This window comes from Parabacteroides merdae ATCC 43184 (genome assembly GCF_025151215.1).
Classification (GTDB): domain Bacteria; phylum Bacteroidota; class Bacteroidia; order Bacteroidales; family Tannerellaceae; genus Parabacteroides; species Parabacteroides merdae.
In genome coordinates this window covers 2,489,005-2,503,901 of the sequence record NZ_CP102286.1, presented here as the reverse complement: position 1 = coordinate 2,503,901, position 14,897 = coordinate 2,489,005, and the positions used below count along the sequence as shown (strand labels likewise).

Here is a 14,897-nt window from a genome sequence, read left to right as displayed (position 1 = left end):
TTTCTCAATAGCGGGAACACTTTGAATAATTGTTCCCCCCCCAAAAAAAATACTTTGCGAAGTCGATGGCAACGCAGTAGATTGCCGGTTTTCACACACCGGCTATTCGGAACGGATTTCGCGCGCCTTTGCCTTCTCAATCAAGCCCAAATCCTCCTGAATAAAGCGCAGACGCATCAACTGCTTCTTCATACCCTCAACATCAAGGCGCTGAGTATTGTGGCTATGATAATCCTCAATACGAGAAACCACCTCATCACCCTCAGAGAAGAACTTGTCATAATTTAAGTCACGGTTATCACAAGGAATACGGTAATAATTGCCCATATCAATAGCCTTAGCCATCTCCTCGCGAGTGACAAGAGTCTCATAAAGTTTCTCACCGTGGCGAGTACCAATAACGCGAACCTCAGTATCTCCATATTTCGGATCAACCTTAGAATATATTTCCTTCAGTGCGGTAGCAAGAGTCTCCAAAGTAGCGGCAGGAGCCTTTTGGACAAAAAGATCACCATTATGACCATGGGTAAACGCGTATATAACCAAGTCAACAGCATCATCAAGAGTCATCATAAAGCGGGTCATATTCGGATCAGTGATAGTAATAGGATTACCCTCTATCATCTGCTCAACCCACAAAGGGATAACAGAACCGCGGCTTGCCATAACGTTACCATAACGAGTACAACAAATGGTAGTAGCCGCACCCTCGCCAAGTTCACGACCCTTAGCAATCGCAACCTTCTCCATAAGTGCTTTGCTGATACCCATAGCATTGATAGGATAAGCTGCCTTATCAGTAGAAAGGACCACAACATTTTTTACCCCATGCTCGATAGCAGAAAGAAGAACGTTTCCAGTACCGAGAACATTAGTGCGAGTAGCCTCCATAGGGAAAAACTCACAACTCGGCACCTGCTTGAGAGCGGCGGCGGCAAAAACGTAGTCAACACCACGCATAGCAATATCTACAGAAGTCTTGTTGCGGACATTACCGATATAGAACTTCACCTTAGAATTCTGCAAGCGGTGACGCATATCGTCCTGCTTCTTCTCATCACGACTGAAAATTCTGATTTCCTTGATGTCGCTGTCAAGAAAACGACGTAGCACAGCATTCCCAAAGGAACCCGTACCGCCTGTAATTAACAGGACTTTGTCTTTGAATACTGACATACTATTTATAATGATTTTAAAAATTTATGCATCTTTTCTCCAGCAGATATATGAGAATACGATTGCTCTATTAGCATTTTCCCTTTTTTAGCAACAGCTAATGCTTTCTCATAATTATCTATGATATATTTGAGCTTGTTAGCATAATCCAATGGCGATTCTGGTTTTGCAAAATACATATGTTCGCCATCCTTAAAGTATTTTGATGTTTCTCCAACATTGGTTGATAATACAGGAGTACCCGACATTAAATATTCTCCCAATTTAGTTGGGAATCCTCCGTCTGCACGAACAGTCACAGGTTGGGAGGAAACTAAAATGTCTGCTTCTGATAGAATCTTTGGAACATCATTATATTGAGCAAATCTAAAACTTGTGTTGTTTGCTAATCCCTCTTGCTCAATAATCCTTTCCAATATAGATTTATCTTTTAAATTTGGTTTTCCAAAAAGATACAAATGAACATCATAATTATCTCTTAGCAAGATAGATAAAGCGTACAAAATATTGTCTACATTATCTTTTGATAATTCCATATTTCCCATATAAATTAATTTCTTAGTTTTATTTATAGGCTTTTTTATTATATTATGGAATCGATTGACATCGGTAATGGATGAAATTATAATACCTGGATTGTCTGTGATTTTTTTATAATATTTCAATAAATTTTCGGTCATGGAAATATATCCTGAATATTTACTTAAAATAACACGATAAATCACTTCTTTCCAAAATGGTATTTTATTCTTTAATTTACCTCTAATAGGTGTTGGATACTCATCAAAAATAAAAATAAGTTTTCTCTTAAATAATATATTTAATACCCTCATATACAGCAGGCAAATGAGACTATCTGAGCTTATAATAAACACGTCATATCTTCTAATTTTATCTCTTTTATGTAATTTTACACCTAAGATAAAAAGAGAATAAATCATTTCATATGCATGGAATAGCTTATTACTAAATCGTTTGCTTCTGAATGAATAAAAATATGATATACCATTAAAAACGCCTTCATTATTATTATTCGCGTTAAAATTATTAGGTGCAATTGACCATACATCAACTTTATCACCACATTCTAATAAGCCCTTAGAATATGAGAAGATACGTGTTGTGGCTGCCATTCCATACGGAATAGGGTATTTACAAATAATGCCAATATTCATGTTTTATCAATTAAATTCTACGATATAAGGAGATAAAATTAACAAATAGAGTAGTATGTTATTTTCTATAGGATTACTAAAAAAACTAATACATACTACTAATAATGAAAGTGTAACAATAATAATTGACTGCCTATATTGATAGAAAAAATTACCAATCGAGTACATAAAAAAAGAGAATGCGAAAATACCCCATGTCACTAATGTGTTTCCCAAGCCATTAACAGTAACAATATGTTTCAAAGCCATATATGAAGTTGTATCTTGGACGCAACCCCAACCTATTGGAAACATCAAAAATTTATCCGTCAACAATTTGAAAGAAAGGATTCTATTGGCTTCATATAGTTTCCTGTAACCTTGATGGTGTACTATTCCCTTTTGTGCGGAGGATATAAATTCTTCGATTTTTGGAAGAAGGAAGTCTGCATTCATCAACCAACCTATTGAAAAAGCAGTACAGATAAGAATAAGTGCTTTTATATAAATATTTTGTCCTTTCAAAAGAAACAGTAGCAAAATGATAAAAAATGCCAAATATCCTGCTGTGGAAAATGTAGTTAAAAGGATTATAGTATATACCTTAATGTGTCTATTCAATTGAAAACCTTGTCGACATATATTATATGCAATCAAGATATTTAAAATCATCGCATATGCACCCGGTTCCCACATAAAACCACTATTCCTGAAGTTTCCATTACCCATATATGTAAAAAAGAAAGCATAGAAATAGTATTTCTGAGACTCCTTCTGATAAAAAATATCAGCGGTAAAAGGACGGAATACAGAAGTAAGGCTATTAAACATACTGGGAAAGAACAAGGATAAGATATAAAATATTGTAGAAATTAACGCCAGTTTATACAAAAATTGCTCATATTTATCCCAAAAGTTATCCTTGCAACAAGATAAACATAAATATGCAAGATAGATCAAAACAATTTTCCCTATAAAAGGAAAAAAATCTATATTTTTACCAAAATATAATGAGGATATTAGGTTTATTAAAATCCATCCACTTAATAAATAAAAAAGAATATTATTATATAAATTCTTATGATTTATAAAGCTATAAAGAGCTAATAATCCCACAACTATAATTCTAATAAAATCATTACTAGCAATGGACGATGCTCCTGATATCATCATAGTGAGAAAAACAAATATCGCTATTTCTAGCTTTGTAATAGAATTTACTTTACCCATATACTTCGTTTTCCTAAAAAAATATTTTTGATCTGTATCTTAGGCCAAATAGTATTGGCAAATGTTGATATAATAAGTGAAATAATTACTCCTTTTACACCCCAATAAGTACCAAGCAATAAAGCCAATGGAATATGCACAAAAGCCTCTATCATTGTAATATAGAATTGGAGCTTTACACACCCAATACCATTGATTATGCTCCCATATCTAGCCCATGATAATTGGATGCAGAAATACAATAATAGAAGAAACATTAATGATTTATCGGGTTTGATAGTTGATGATAACCACCATTTGTATACAAAATCTGATAATAAAATCAAAACTCCTCCAGCGGCAATCATTATATATGAAATGAATTGTAGTTTTTTTAATATTCCTTTAATCCATTGATAATCCTTTCTCGCATAAGCATCAGTGGCAGCAGACCAAAAAGGAGTCATGATAATCATAAAGGCCATCTCTATCAAACCAATGTATTTGTAGGCAATATTATACTCAGCCACAGAAGTATTTCCACAAGTATGGGCGATTATCAAGTTGTTTGACTGAAATAATAATAAAGTCGTCAATTGAATCCAAAAGAATTTACTCCCAAGAATAACAATCTCTTTTATTTTAGAACGCTCAAAGAAAGAGGGGGTTGGCATATATTGGGGTATCATTTTTCTAAACAGTATCAATGAAAAAATCATCAATACAACGACTGGAGCCATTGATATAATCATTCCCAATTTCAAAAGAGAAACTTCATTGCAAACATTTGTATAAATAAAAATTCCAATGAAAGCGAACAATTGACTAAGCATCAATATCAATGAGGATAATGCCGGCTTTTGTAAAGCGTACAATACAGAATTTAGAAGTTTTAGTAGCATTTGAAATGCTAAACTTGAAAGAACCCATAACATTAATAATGTAAGTTCACCATTAGGAATCGAATGAGCGTTTAGCAGACTATTCCAATTGCAAAATGGAACAATGCAGGCCTCTATGATAAAGAACAAGAAACATAAGATTCCCATTGCACCATAAGTAGTACTCACATATTTTCGAGCATTTATTTCATCTTTACAAGCAATTGATTCCGCCAATTTATTTCTCAGACCATTACCTAACCCAATGTCAAAAAATGCAATCCAAGAAACAATTGTAGTAATTGTCAACCATATTCCATATCTATCTTGATTCAAACTATTAATCAACAATGGAACATAAGCCAAATTAATAATGATGTTGCAAATTTTTATGAGCAACATCCCCAAAATATTCTTTTGTGCCTTTTGAGTTCTGCCTGAAGATGACTTAATAAAACTCAACCCTTTCATATCTTGAAACCTAAAATCACCTAATAATAGGATTATCTAAAAGAATTTTATACAGGAATAATATTCCACTTCTCCTCATACTCACTATGCATTAATATCGCCTTACCCTCTTTCTATTCAAACATCCTTGGCTTTGTGTCATCGTCGTGAAAGTCTGAATAGGAAGTTATATAGTAGTTCATATCTTGCAAGATCCATTCATTTGTATTAGCCAATACGTTGATTCTATGTTTTCGAAAAAATGTGTTATTTCGTGACTGATAGGGAATTCGATTCTTCCAATTTTGCCCAACCGAATTTTTTTCATCAATTCTAAATGCGATACCGTACCGTCAACGTAACCAAAATCACACAGACATGATGGATAGTCTTCATATATGTAAGATATATTCTATGTCGATATGACGTTTCCTGTATGTTTCTTCACAAGTCTTATTTCCAGCTAACACTTCAAATCTTCGGATAAACATAAATTCCTATTTTTTCGAGTATATATTTTAATTTGGATGCATAATTCTTGTATCAGGCACTGGTGATTATTATATCGAAACGCTTTTGATATTTTTTTACGAACCGCCCCCAATAATATATTGGTAAATACGCTGCAAAAGATATTGTTTTGTGGCAAAATCTTATCAAACTCCGAAAATATACATGAGATTTTTCCTGGAAAATCTCATGTATATTTTGATTATTCCTTTTTACATTGTGTATAAAAGGTCTTAATAAAAATTTCATTTCCGGTACTTGAACTATTTTATGTGCAATTTTCATTAGTTTCGGTGATAATTGTATTTGCACTTATTTAGAAATATCCATTATTTCTTGAATATTCCACAAAAGTCCAATATCATTTTATCCTTCCTCCAAGATAGCTCTTTAAACTCGTTGTGAGCCGTAAGGAACACCACGATGTCTGCCTTGTCGTAGGCTTCGCAGTAGTTAGTCAGCTTAAACACGTTGTGCTCTTTTACATTCGGTTCTACGACCAAAATGTCGGCATTGTTGCAGCTCTGCATCACTTTCGTGGTAATATACTTCGCCGGACTTTCACGCAAATCGTCAATATTTGGTTTGAATGCCAATCCCATCATGGCTATAACTGGTTTACGATGATTCTTCAACTCAAACTTCAACATGGCGTTCTTCACCTTTTCAGCACACCAGAAACTCTTGTAGTTGTTAATATCACGTGCATCGCTGATTAACTTGCTTTCTGCCGGGAAATCAGCAGTGATAAAGTATGGATCTACCGCAATACAATGACCTCCTACACCGCAACCGGGTTGCAGGATATTTACACGCGGATGCTTGTTGGCAAGGTTAATAAGTTCCCAAACATTGATACCAGCCTTGTCGCAGATAAGCGAAAGTTCATTGGCAAAAGCTATCTGTACATCGCGACTGGAGTTCTCCGTCAGCTTACACATTTCCGCTGTACGGCAGTTAGTCTTGTGAAGTGTGCCCTGCACAAATTGCGAATAGAATGCTATTGCCTTTTCGGTAGATTCAGGATTCAAACCACCGATGACCCGATCGTTGTGTACCAATTCATAGATCACATTACCTGGCAATACACGCTCCGGGCAATAGGCTATGAAAATCTTACTTTCCAATTCCGGACGTTCACCAAAAATGATGCGTGCCATAGCCTCTGTAGTTCCTACAGGTGAAGTGGATTCTATTACATAAAGATCCCCTTCTTTCAGTAACGGCAATACGGCACGTGTAGCCGCTTCCACGTAACTCACATCCGGCTCGTGGTTTCCCTTGAACGGGGTTGGGACCACCATGAAGTATGCATCGCTGACTTCCGGTGTAACCGAAGCCTTCAACATGCCAGCTTTCACTACTTCCTGTAACATTTCCTCCATGCCGGGTTCAATGATGTGCAAATGTCCCGCATTGGTCATTTTCACTACATGAGGATTAATGTCAACTCCTGTTATTTGAATGCCGTGCTTTGCGGCAATAATGGCTGTAGGTAGTCCGATGTAACCCAAGCCCATGAAACATGCTTTCATTTATCTTTGTATTAAATATTAAATCATTCATTTACATAAAAAAACACATATTAGGGCAAAGTCTTCCCGAATGTAAATACGCTATATTTTACACACATTTTTCAAGAAAGACAGATTGTCTATTTTTTGCTTACAAGTTGTCACATAAAAAATAAGGGAGTGAACATCATTTCCTCCTAAATCATACATTCCTGCTTTTAATAATATCTTCGCTTTCTTCTCTATGTGCTTACCATACATTCCGACTAATGACGGTATATTTAATTGAAAAGAAATTTGGTTCTTTTTTAACGTTTTATAATCCATCATTTGCATATACTCATATCGTTCCGGATGGGCCAACAAAGGATGATAACCTTTCTTTTGGATGCGTTGCAAAATAGACAGTAATCCCATTGGTGGATTGAAATAAGAGGTTTCCACTAACAGATAATGTTTTCCTTCCTCAAAGGGTAACAAGTCATCCTTTTCCAACCGTTCCTCAAAAAGGTTATCCATCATATATTCCGCTGCCAAAGCCAATTCGATCTTTCCATGATACATTTGCTTTAATTCTTGGAACTTCTGTTGCAGATCCACTGTTTCATTGGGTATGTCTTCCATTATATGGGGGGTAAGCCAAACCTTACGAACGCCTAAACGTTCCATTTCTTCCAATATCGCCAACGACTCTTCCAACGTTTTCACCCCATCATCTACCCCGGGAAGAAGATGGCTGTGGCAATCAGTGAAACCACGGAAAAAACCGCTTTCCGCTAATACTTTTTTCTGTCGGAAAAAACACATTTCTGTTGACTGTTGGGAATAATAGCAAACAGTTTCCTTGTTTATTTTGGAATACCCCTCTATTTTGTGTTGCCGTAATAAGAGTCATACCCATTGTGGTAACCATAGCGGTAACCATAGCGTCCACCTGTACTTTCCGTACCATTCAATATCACCGAAAGGTTTTTGAACCGCTTTTCTTGATAAATACTTTCCAATTCAGGTAACAGTGAGCGGTCCAATAATCCCGCCCGTACCACAAAGAGTGTCCGGTCGGCATATTGCTCGATTATTTGTGTATCTGCCACAATATCAATCGGCGGGCAATCAATAAAGATATAGTCATACTCATCGCGTAAGTCTTGCATCAAGGTTGCCAGACTTCCATCCTCCAACAATTCCGTCGGATTAGGAGGAATGGTTCCTACTGGAATTATATGCAGATTAGGATACTTTTTGTCTATCACAAGCAACTCGTTCCAAACGACTTCCTTGTTTCCCAAGTAGTCACTTAAACCTTTCTTAGGCGACCCTACATAAGCCGAAACCGTTCCATGTCGCAAGTCCCCGTCTATCACCAATACTTTTTTTCCCTTAATGGCAAAACTCATGGCGATGTTCATGGACAGAAAACTTTTTCCACTACCCGGATTAAAAGAGGTTTCTATAAATACTTTCTGCTCGGTATTCTTGCTTTTCATAAAGTCCACGTTGGAGCGAAGCACACGAAAAGCTTCGTTGATAATATTCCGGTTACCCTCTTCCACCACAATTGCATATTCCGAAAATTTATTCTTCTTTTTTTTGTTTCGGAAATATAACGGTATTTCACCCAAATAGGGCACACTCAAATTCTCCAAATCTTTCTTACCCCGAACCTTGGTGTTCATGTTTTCTTGCATAAAGATAATAACTGCCGGTACTAAAAGCCCGAGAGCAAGAGCCACCAATAAAATGTTTTTCTTATTTGGTGCCGTTGGTAAAGCACTGCCACGTGGAGCTGTAATCATTCGCGTATTATAAGCGGTAAACGCTTGTGACAGTTCATTCTCTTCACGCTTCTGGAGCAAATATAGGTATAACTCTTCCTTTACTTTTTGTTGACGTTCTACCGATAACAAGTATTTGGCCTGACTCGGATTAGAAGCCAACTGTTGAGTTGTTGTTGCTTCCTGTTGGCGAATACTGCGTATCTGAGTATTTAACGATACGATCAGATTATCAACCGATTGAAGAATCGTACGTTTCATACTCTGCATTGAGTTCCCTAAATCTTTCACCAACGGGTTTTTCTCGCTACTGTTGGCTATCAGCCGGTTGCGATCCAACACCATCTTGTTGTATTCTCCGATTTGACTTTCGATATTTACGTTGGCTATACCGGAGTTGGTTGGCAAAGGCTGGTTCATCTCTTTCCCCCCCAATTCGCGGCGAATAAATTGAGCCGTCGCAAGCTGGTTGGTGAGTGTCTGAATTTCTTTTTTATTCTCAGCAGACTGGCTCATATACAGACTGGAAGCGGCTTGTACGTCCGGCAACAGATGTTCACTCTTGTAGTTGGAGATATTCTCATCCACATGACCCAATTCGTTTTCAATCACGCCCAAACGTTCACCGATAAACCGTGAGGTACTTACTGCTATCTGGTTCTTGTCCTGGATCCATTTCTCGTTATAAACCTCAATCAGTGTATTCAAAATATCTTCTGCCTTTTGCACAGAAGCATCATCAATGCTCAAATTAATAATGGTGGCATCTTCATTGCCTAATTCAGCCCACAATTTTTGCGTATAGCTGTCTGCCACCATATCAGCCGGTTCTTTACTATATTGAATAGTGCTGCCTGTAAAAAAATTCTCATATTGAGAAGTTAAGCTGATGGCCAATGTTCCTGCTGATGTTTGAATGGAATCTCCTATAATTCCTTCAAACCGTTCCCCAGTTTCTTCTCCAGCAACGATAAAGTTTGAAAGATAAAACTTGTTTTGTGCACCAACTTCTATATCAAAACTTACACTTTTTTTATTATCAAAAAGATAAGTCACCAATATCGGGCTTGATTTATATAATTCTATTCTTTTTAAGCCCCTACGAATAGTATATATCTCATTTAGCCCCAAACGCTTCACCACCTCTGTCATCAGCGTAGGGGATTTCAAGGTGAGCAGTTCGTTGTTGATATTGGTGTTTGATTTAAAAATACCCATATCTGCAAACTCATTCATTGCACTTGCCGGAGAATTGTTCTTGGAGTCATCCTTAATTAAAATGGCAGCCGTCCGGGTATAGACATTAGGAGTACTCAACAAATATAATGATGCCGTTGCCAACGCAACGAACAAGGAAGTGGCAAACCAATACCATTTCGGGATAAACATACCCCATAAATCTTGTATCCGTATAAAATCATCGGTAGGTTTGCCTGTGTTCGTTCTATTCTTTATCATTTTGGCTCTCTTTAATATCTTATAAAATAAAATTCAATACATTACTTGAACAGCAAAACACCCAGCGAGGATAGGAGCGAACCGATACTGATCCACAACGATACCGATTTTACACTGTTCTCATTAATGGTGCTTTGTCCGGCACGTACCTTGTTGGGCTGTACATACACCACATCATTCTGTTTCAGATAATACACCGGTGAATTAAACAGATCTTTCGAGCGGATATCCACCCAATGGGTTACACGCTCGCCGTTTTCTTCACGGATGACAAATATCGCATCTCGCTTTCCGTAGATGCTTAGGTCACCCGCCATACTGATGGCTTCCAAAAGGGTAATCTGATCTTTTGTAATGGCATATTTACCTGGAGTTTTCACCTCGCCCAACACGGAGAAATAAAGGTTCATAAACTCAACTGTAACTACCGGATCGTTTACCAGATTCTCTTCCATCAGCCTTTTTTTTACCAGGGTGGCAATCTGGCTCTTGGTCATACCGGCAATATGCAATGTTCCGACAACAGGAAAATCAATGTTCCCCTTATCATCCAATGTGTAACCTGATATTTCTCCATTGATGTTGCCAGAACGTAAATCAGAAGATCCGGCACGGTATTGCACCCGTGTCAAATTAAACAGAGCCGCCAATTGCGGATCCTTACTGGACACCATAATGGAAATCTGGTCTTTGGGTTGTACGGTAATATCCCGTGCCCCGATAATCGCCTCGGGTTGATTAACTACGATATCTTGAAAATAGACAATTTCTTTGGAGGTATTGCAGGACACCAATAAGACACACAAGAAACATAATTTAATTAAATGAAATTTCATATCTGATTTTTTTTCTGTACAGTTAATTATTCTACTTTATGTTTTCGTTTGATTTTCATAGTTATGTAGCAATGAATCACCGTCCAAACAGCCACATCCAACAGAAACAAGTTTGTTACGGAAAGGCAATGAATCAAAAAACAATTTCCCAATGCAAAAAAAGCTGCCATAATAATAATGCTTACCATAGCTTTACGTTGGGACATTCCTAAGGCTATAAATTTATGGTGGATATGATTCCGGTCTGGAAGAAATGGATTTTTACCGTTACGCAACCGGTGAATAACCACACGTATCACATCAAACATTGGTACAATCAAAAAAGAAAAAGCTATCACAATGCTACCGGGAAAGGCACTCTCTTTCACTGGATCGGACATACTCAGACGGATGACCATCACTGCCAGCAGCATCCCGATAGTGAGCGAACCGGTATCACCCATAAAGATCTTGCGTCCCCGATATATCTTACCGTATACGTTATAATAAAAGAACGGCAATAACACACTGAAAGCAGCTAGACTGATAAAGGCATACATCCACCATTGCAAATGGATGAACATGCAGCTGAAAGCGAGGAATGAGATAATACTCAACCCAGAGGCAAGTCCGTCAATGCCGTCTATCAAATTGATGGCGTTCAGGATATAGACGATGACGAATACTGTGAACGGCACTCCTATGTAATAAGGTATGACATAAATACCGAACAACCCGTATAGGTTGTCGAAGCATAACCCGGAAATCACCAACAGTATGCCACAAAGTATTTGCACTACAAATTTGGAACGGTAACGTACACCGATAAGGTCATCCATCATACCTATAAGATAAAGTATGAACAGACAACAGAGCATGGAAAGCAGACGGTTCGTCAAGTCCATGTCGAGTATGTTATAGCCCTGCCAAAGGTTGTAACCGATAATGGCAAGCGAAACCGTAACTGTGATACAAGGGAAAAAGGCGATACCGCCTAACCTTGGTATATGGGCAGTATGCAACTTACGTTCGTCCACTGAGTCGAACAGGCGACGTCGGAAAGAGACCAACGAAATGCGAGGCAGGACCATCGCACTCAATGTCCAGCCGACTATGACTATAAAGGCAAATTCGATAAAATGAAGAATGTCCACTATATGATTCTTTTGATGATTTTCTTAATCTTGCCCTATCCGTTGTAGAAAGGCTTGTGGAATATAGGAAGTAGCCACGGCGCATACGCCTTGGACGGTGACCACCAAACGGCGATTCTTCCTAATCCGGCAGATAACCCCTTCCGCTCCCTTGAACTTTCCGTCAATGACCCGTACACGTTCTCCCTGTTGAAACTTGGAATTGTCCTCCCCGAAATATTCCATTCCCTGCTCGCCGGACGAGGTGACCAGCATGAAAATGTTCATTTCCCGATCAGGAATGGCAAGGGGAAGTCTTTTCAATCCCTTCTGTCTTGTATATAGGATTACCTTATTGGTGAATTGTCGCTGTACTTCCAAAGCACGACAAACGGTTGAACGGAAGAACATAAGCGAATTAATGACCGGACGACGGAGTTTCTTCTTTATGCCGTTACGTTCCATCAAGGTTTCCTCACAAGGAATGTAAGTCTCGATCTTGTCTTTTTTCAATATATCCTCAATCTCGAAAACTTTGTTATAAAATACTTTTAGGGCGAACCAATGTTCGTGTGTGTGTGTTTCTATGTTCAACGAAAAGTAATGTTACCGGGTTGATAAAAAGGATATAATTTCCATTCCTGCACCTTCTGCTTTTTCAAATAAGGAAGATACAGCAATCAAGGTTAATCCGGTTTTTTCCTTCATAGGACTTCCGGAATGCGGGCCGCTCCTGACTACAGTGAGCGGATACCGTAACCCCGTATTCGTACCGTTTCTATGTAAGAGAGGGTACACATGTTGTTTTTGCTGATAATTAGGCATATACATTGCTATAAAAGTACATTTTTGCTCGGTTTGCTCGGTTTTAGACTCGAAAATACGCTCGAAAGGATAATGCAACGTTCTCCTTTTATTTTATATTCTTATTACGGTACTATTTTGATTTATATTAAATTAGTAATGCAAATAATTGATAATCAGTCATTTATAAATGGGGGGGGGTAAAATAAGGAAATAAAAACGTTTATTTTACTTTTCAGTTTTACTGAGAATCATTACCTTTGCAGTGTGTTTTTACCCTCTCTTACATAGAAATGGTATCGTTCAAACCCTTCAAAATCTTCTCGTTCGCATTATCTATCACGGCATTGTCCAAAGAATCCAAGTAAATAAGCGTAGTCCTTTCGCTGCTGTGTCCCATCCCCGCACTGATGACGGCAATCGGTACGTTGTGGTTGCGTGCGGCGGTAGCCCAGCTGTGGCGAGGCGTATATGAGGACAAAGGTAATGGTTCGCCAAGCAATTTGCCCAACCGTTTCAACTTTCGGTTATGGTAGTTCAATCCGGTCCGATATTGCCGGTAAGCCTGATCCGGCTGTTCATCTGTAAGGACGGGGAAAAGATATGGACTTTCCGGATAAACCCGCCCATATCGTTCCAGTATCGCCGCCATACACGGTTCGATATGGAGTGTCAGGTATTGGCCTGTCTTATGACGACAATAGGTGATTCGCCCGCTGTCCACATTCTCCTTTTTCAGATATGCCATGTCCACAAACGCCATTCCACGGGCACAATAGCTGAACACGAACATGTCCCTGGAAAGTGCCAGGGCCGGTGAGTCCGAGAGGTCAATCCTTTGGAGCTTCAGGATGGTTTCCTCATCCACGGCGCGTTTCGGTGTACGAGCCACTCCTGTATAAACCTCACGAAACGGGAAAGTCTGCAACGCAAGACCTTGCCTTACGGCCTTGTTATAGACGGCACGCAGAATCCGCATATAGAACGAGCTGCTGTTCCTCGCTACCTTTTGTTGCCACAGCCATGCCTCATACCGACACGCCAGGGCGGAATCCAACAATGAGAAAGGAACGTCATCACCATCCAGGAAAGCGGAAAAGCTGTTCAGTGCACGCCGGTAATTACGCGAGGTACCGTATTGGCCGTTCTCCCAAAGCGCTTCCATCTCTTTTTTCATGTAGTATAGGAAACCGGGCTCGGAAGGCAGGGAGCGATAGCGGTTGAGTATTTCCAACAAGGTGTATGTTTCTCCGCTACAGTCCAGCTCGCGGATAATCTCACGGATGTCACGCATCTCCTTTTCCGCCCGTTTCCGGTAGGCGGTCAGGACCCTCTCATTGCCGGGGACAGCGACAAGCTCACGTTTCGTCTCATTCCACCACTCGGGAAATATCCTCATGTCGGTGGTAATCTGCCTGTTCTCCTGACGGTGGCAAAGCTGATAACAGAGCGTGCCGGCCTTACCCCGTACCGTCGATGGACGGAATTTTAATTTAATGGTAGCCATATATAGTCTGTTTTATGATGAATAATAGGTACATAGATACAACCCGTGGGCTATATTGTTGAAGGAAGAAAATAATATTTAGTCCTAGATTCCGCTTCTCCGCTTGGAACACCGAATATCACCTGATGCCGATGCCAAACTCTGTAAATCTTCTTGAAAGACAGTCCGAATAGCCTCGTAAAGAATCAAAGTCCGAAAATGAAAAGCGACGGTTTTTCCGTGGAACAAGTCCAAAAATATTTATATCGCATAAACAACAAGACAGTATATGTTTTCTGGGAAATTCGTGAAAAACAGGCGGATACCAGCGAGTTCCCTATAATCAAAGATAAATCAAAACCGTATTGTCACGGGCGTTCCGGCTTCGCTTTCCATGAGTATTTTCCTTGCGACAAGTCGCGGAAAATACACATGGAAACAAACGCCCGGACAATGGTTTTGATTTCGGGAAAGATTATAGGGACTCACTGCGACCGACGCGACGCATGACCGTGTCATTGATGAAAAAAGG

At 38.9% G+C, this 14,897-nt stretch carries 11 protein-coding genes; all 11 read right to left on the bottom strand.

Annotated features, from left to right (window positions below; genetic code table 11):
• Window positions 1-102 precede the first annotated feature (102 nt).
• Window positions 103-1,176 (bottom strand): polysaccharide biosynthesis protein, encoded by a 1,074-nt coding sequence (locus NQ542_RS10375; protein ID WP_005636862.1) that lies wholly within the window; start codon window positions 1,174-1,176, stop codon window positions 103-105.
• Window positions 1,177-1,181: 5 nt separating this feature from the next.
• Window positions 1,182-2,351 carry a glycosyltransferase gene (locus NQ542_RS10370; protein ID WP_005636860.1) on the bottom strand — a complete coding sequence of 390 codons (1,170 nt, stop codon included), beginning with the start codon at window positions 2,349-2,351 and terminating at the stop codon, window positions 1,182-1,184.
• A 6-nt stretch (window positions 2,352-2,357) separates the two neighbouring features.
• Window positions 2,358-3,560, bottom strand: a complete 1,203-nt coding sequence (locus tag NQ542_RS10365; RefSeq protein ID WP_005636858.1) for a hypothetical protein — start codon at window positions 3,558-3,560, stop codon at window positions 2,358-2,360.
• Window positions 3,548-4,891 (bottom strand): lipopolysaccharide biosynthesis protein, encoded by a 1,344-nt coding sequence (locus NQ542_RS10360; RefSeq protein WP_005636855.1) that lies wholly within the window; start codon window positions 4,889-4,891, stop codon window positions 3,548-3,550. Before NQ542_RS10360 ends, NQ542_RS10365 begins: the two co-directional genes overlap by 13 nt.
• 818 nt (window positions 4,892-5,709) lie before the next feature.
• The gene (gene wecC, locus NQ542_RS10355; RefSeq protein ID WP_005636852.1) at window positions 5,710-6,915 is read right to left on the bottom strand and encodes a UDP-N-acetyl-D-mannosamine dehydrogenase; all 1,206 of its coding nucleotides are present in this window, start codon (window positions 6,913-6,915) and stop codon (window positions 5,710-5,712) included.
• 81 nt (window positions 6,916-6,996) lie between these two features.
• Window positions 6,997-7,701, bottom strand: a complete 705-nt coding sequence (locus NQ542_RS10350; RefSeq protein ID WP_005636849.1) for a tyrosine-protein phosphatase — start codon at window positions 7,699-7,701, stop codon at window positions 6,997-6,999.
• Window positions 7,702-7,760: 59 nt separating this feature from the next.
• Window positions 7,761-10,127, bottom strand: coding sequence for a GumC family protein (locus tag NQ542_RS10345; RefSeq protein WP_005636847.1), 2,367 nt, complete (start codon window positions 10,125-10,127; stop codon window positions 7,761-7,763).
• 41 nt (window positions 10,128-10,168) lie between these two features.
• Complete coding sequence (locus NQ542_RS10340; protein WP_005636845.1) at window positions 10,169-10,963, bottom strand: polysaccharide biosynthesis/export family protein; 795 nt, start codon at window positions 10,961-10,963, stop codon at window positions 10,169-10,171.
• Between the two features lie 26 nt (window positions 10,964-10,989).
• Window positions 10,990-12,096: an MraY family glycosyltransferase gene (locus NQ542_RS10335; protein WP_005636844.1), complete on the bottom strand. Its 1,107-nt coding sequence runs from the start codon at window positions 12,094-12,096 to the stop codon at window positions 10,990-10,992.
• A gap of 24 nt (window positions 12,097-12,120) precedes the next feature.
• A complete protein-coding gene (locus NQ542_RS10330) occupies window positions 12,121-12,669 on the bottom strand; it encodes a UpxY family transcription antiterminator (RefSeq protein WP_005636842.1) in 549 nt (182 codons plus the stop codon).
• Window positions 12,670-13,162: 493 nt separating this feature from the next.
• Window positions 13,163-14,386 (bottom strand): tyrosine-type recombinase/integrase, encoded by a 1,224-nt coding sequence (locus NQ542_RS10325; protein WP_005636834.1) that lies wholly within the window; start codon window positions 14,384-14,386, stop codon window positions 13,163-13,165.
• Window positions 14,387-14,897 lie beyond the last annotated feature (511 nt).

Bases quoted from the DNA above. Each gene is read 5' to 3' on its own strand.
- NQ542_RS10350 (WP_005636849.1), bottom strand. From the start codon at position 7,701: ATGTGTTTTTTCCGACAGAAAAAAGTATTAGCGGAAAGCGGTTTTTTC.
- NQ542_RS10370 (WP_005636860.1), bottom strand. From the start codon at position 2,351: ATGAATATTGGCATTATTTGTAAATACCCTATTCCGTATGGAATGGCA.
- wecC (WP_005636852.1), bottom strand. From the start codon at position 6,915: ATGAAAGCATGTTTCATGGGCTTGGGTTACATCGGACTACCTACAGCC.
- NQ542_RS10360 (WP_005636855.1), bottom strand. From the start codon at position 4,891: ATGAAAGGGTTGAGTTTTATTAAGTCATCTTCAGGCAGAACTCAAAAG.
- NQ542_RS10340 (WP_005636845.1), bottom strand. From the start codon at position 10,963: ATGAAATTTCATTTAATTAAATTATGTTTCTTGTGTGTCTTATTGGTG.
- NQ542_RS10365 (WP_005636858.1), bottom strand. From the start codon at position 3,560: ATGGGTAAAGTAAATTCTATTACAAAGCTAGAAATAGCGATATTTGTT.
- NQ542_RS10375 (WP_005636862.1), bottom strand. From the start codon at position 1,176: ATGTCAGTATTCAAAGACAAAGTCCTGTTAATTACAGGCGGTACGGGT.
- NQ542_RS10325 (WP_005636834.1), bottom strand. From the start codon at position 14,386: ATGGCTACCATTAAATTAAAATTCCGTCCATCGACGGTACGGGGTAAG.
- NQ542_RS10345 (WP_005636847.1), bottom strand. From the start codon at position 10,127: ATGATAAAGAATAGAACGAACACAGGCAAACCTACCGATGATTTTATA.